At 62.8% G+C, this 1,894-nt stretch carries 1 protein-coding gene and 1 pseudogene; both read right to left on the bottom strand.

Translation table 11 applies throughout. From position 1 onward, the window contains the following. Nucleotides 1–301: pseudogene (locus EN969_RS29125) on the bottom strand (carbohydrate ABC transporter permease); the annotation flags it as partial. An 81-nt stretch (nt 302–382) separates the two neighbouring features. After that, nucleotides 383–1,894: extracellular solute-binding protein (locus EN969_RS29120; RefSeq protein WP_127419629.1), on the bottom strand; the 1,512-nt coding region annotated here is incomplete at its 5' end.

Below are 1,894 nucleotides of genomic sequence, written 5' to 3'. Positions count from 1 at the left end.
GCCCCGCCGACATGGCAATCACCGTGCCGAAACCCGCCGACAGCAGCGATGCGAGGATCGGCTTCAGCGCGGTACGGTCGAGCGTGACGATCAAATTGTTGGTCGACTCGCCGAAGACGAAACGAAAATTGCTGAGCGTCGGGTTCTTCGGCCACCAGGTCAGGTCGGCGCCGGTCGCCGACCATTCGGCGATCGGCTTGAACGCCATCGATACCATCCACAGGATCGGCACCAGCGTCACCGCCATGGCCGCGAAGATCGCGGCATAGCGGAATATCAGGAAAGGAACGGAACGCTTCATCTGGCGGCTTTGCTGGTGGCGCTGTGGGCGGAGGGGAAAAGCAGGCTCCTCCCCTCCTTCGATGTGATCCAGGGAGATGGATCAGACGATCGGGTCGAGAACTGTCGGCCAGGCCTCCTTGTTGGTCTTGATGGCTTCGAGCAGTTTGTCCTCGCCGGTGCGCCGCACGATCTTCTTCCACTCCGCCTCGGTATCGGCCATCGCCTGCTCGGATGTCTTGGCCTTGGTCAGCGCCGCCATGAGGTTCTCGTCGAGCGCATTGTGGAAGGCTGTCGCGCCGGGATAGTTGATGGTCGGCACGGTGCGCGCCACCGTCTCGCGCACGACGTCCATGTGGTAGGCATGATAGGTCTGGCGCACCAGCGGATCGGAGAAGTCCGAAAGCCGGAACGGGTCCAGATAACCGCCGGGATTGGCACTCATCCAGGCGTAGATACGGGCCGAGCCCAGCCATTGCAGCAGGAGATAGGCAACCTCCTGGTTCTTCGACTGCGACGAAACCATGCCGGTCAGCGAGAACCACAGCACGGAACGGCTGATCAGCTTGCCGTCGATCTCGCGGCCTGGCGGCAGCATCGAGCCGATCTTGCCGGTGACGGCCGAATCCTTGTTGCCGGCATTGTCGAGGAATTTCGGCAGGTTGGAGAAGGCGCAGGTCATCGCCGCACCACCCTTGGCGAAGTTGCCGTATTGCTCCGGCCAGCCCCAGGAGATCGCATCCGGCGAATGATGTGCGAGCGAAGCGACATATTCGTTGGTGGCGGCGATGCCTTGCTCGGAATTGATCATCGGCTTGCCGTCATCGCCAAACAGGAATTGGTTGGGCGAAGCCATCGAGACATAGCGCTGGTACCAATTGGTATAGCCCCAACCCTGGTTGCGCAGGTCGGTCGAGCCGAACAGGCCCTTGTCCGGTCGCTGGAAGAAGGCGGCGATGTCGCCATGCTGCTTCCAGGTCTTCGGCGGCGCCAGATCGTAGCCGTATTTGTCCTTGAAGGCCTTCTTCTCGGCTTCGTCGCCGAACAAATCGGTGCGGTAGACCCAGGTCTGGAAGTCGCCATCCAGCGATACGCCATAGTTGGAGCCGCGGTATTTGTTGAGCAGCGACACGCCCTTGGCGCCGTTGACATAACCGCTGACGGGATCGTCCCATTCGGGCTTGTGCTGCGCGACAAAGTCATCGAGCTTGGCGATGCCGCCGGTTTCGGCGAGGTCGCCGAGGCGGTTCCATTCGGTCGAATAGATGTCGTAGGCCCCACCCTTGGTGGAGATGTCCTGCATCGTCTTGGTGAATTCCTGGCCGTTCGGCAAACCGACGATTTCGATCGCGATGCCGGTTTCCTTTTCCCACAGCTCCTTGATCGACGGCGCACCGGCCGGGAACGGCTGCGTGAGCTGGCCGATCGAGCCGTCGGACAGGCCGAGCACGATCTTGGCGGGCGCCTTGCCGGCGCCCTTCAGCGCCTTGGCCGCCTCGATGGCGCGGCCTTCCGGCGTGTCGGCGCCATACTGGTAGCGCTCGGCTCCATCGAAGCCCGTCCGGCCGCCGATCATGCCCTGCGCCAGCGCGTCGGCCGCATAGGCGCGGCCGGG

The sequence above is a fragment of the Mesorhizobium sp. M7A.F.Ca.CA.003.01.2.1 genome, assembly GCF_003998945.1.
GTDB lineage: Bacteria > Pseudomonadota > Alphaproteobacteria > Rhizobiales > Rhizobiaceae > Mesorhizobium > Mesorhizobium ciceri.
This window is presented reverse-complemented; position numbering and strand designations above follow the sequence as displayed.